1 protein-coding gene is annotated in these 1,027 nt (G+C 67.9%); it reads left to right on the top strand.

From position 1 onward, the window contains the following. Window positions 1-264: 264 nt before the first annotated feature. Window positions 265-921, top strand: coding sequence for a tRNA (guanosine(46)-N7)-methyltransferase TrmB (gene trmB / locus C5O18_RS10180; protein WP_105193511.1), 657 nt, complete (start codon window positions 265-267; stop codon window positions 919-921). The last annotated feature ends 106 nt before the right edge of the window (window positions 922-1,027 follow it).

The raw sequence follows: 1,027 nt of genomic DNA, 5'->3' as shown, positions 1-1,027 counted from the left end.
CCCAGTCGAAGGGGATCAGGTCATCAGTGCCGGAACCCGACTGGAAGTGCTGGACATGGTCGGCGAGCGTATCGCGACCGTGGGCCTGCAGACACCACTCAGTACACCCGAGGAAGAAAACACGGAGGCAACCATAACGGAAGCCGTCTGAAGGCACGCACGCCGCCCGGATATTGGCCGCGCTCACGCCACTGCGCGTACAATCGCGGCACGATACGCGCGCCCCCGGAAGACCGGCGCCGCCAGCCAGACCGCGAGCCATCCATGAGCGACACCCCCACCTCTCCCGACACGGAACAGCGCCCCTTCAGCGAGCGCATCCGCACCTTCATGCCGCGTTCGTCGCCGCTCAACACCTCGCAGCAGCGCGGGCTGGACGAGTTCGCGCCGCGCTATGTGCTGACCCTGGCGCAGGGCCCGCTGGACCCGGCGACGGTGTTCGGCCGCCAGGCGCCACTGACCGTGGAGATCGGTTTCGGCATGGNCCACAAGCCGGGCGTGGCCCAGTTCTGCTTCGATGCCGGCAGCCGCGACCTGCCCAACCTGCGCTGCTACAGCGAAGATGCCGTCGAGGTGCTGGAGAAAGCCGTGGCCGACGCCAGCGTGGACACGCTGCAGCTGTTCTTCCCCGACCCCTGGCAGAAGGCCCGCCACCACAAGCGCCGCTTCGTGCGCCCGGACCTGATCGCGCTGGTTCGTCAGAAACTCCGCATCGGCGGTCGCTTTCACATGGCGACCGACTGGGCTCCCTACGCAGAATGGATGCTGGAGCACATGGAGTCGGCGCCCGGCTTCGGCAACGCCTGGCGCAAGGGCGAATACCACCCGCGCCCGGACTGGCGCCCGCTGACCAAATTCGAGAAGCGCGGCCAGAACCAGGGCCACGGAGTATGGGATCTGATCTATGAGCGCATCGACTGAGCGCGCGGGCAAGCCCGTGACAACCGCCACCGGCAGTCCGCCGGCCGCGGCGGCCACAGATACTGCCAGCGCCGACAAAGCCGGCAACCGCCAGCCCCCCCTGTTC

The sequence above is a fragment of the Amnimonas aquatica genome, assembly GCF_002943415.1.
In the GTDB taxonomy this organism is placed as follows: Bacteria; Pseudomonadota; Gammaproteobacteria; order Pseudomonadales; family Moraxellaceae; genus Perlucidibaca; species Perlucidibaca aquatica_A.
The sequence above is the reverse complement of the archived record's forward strand: the minus strand, read 5'-3'. Positions and strand labels throughout refer to the sequence as shown.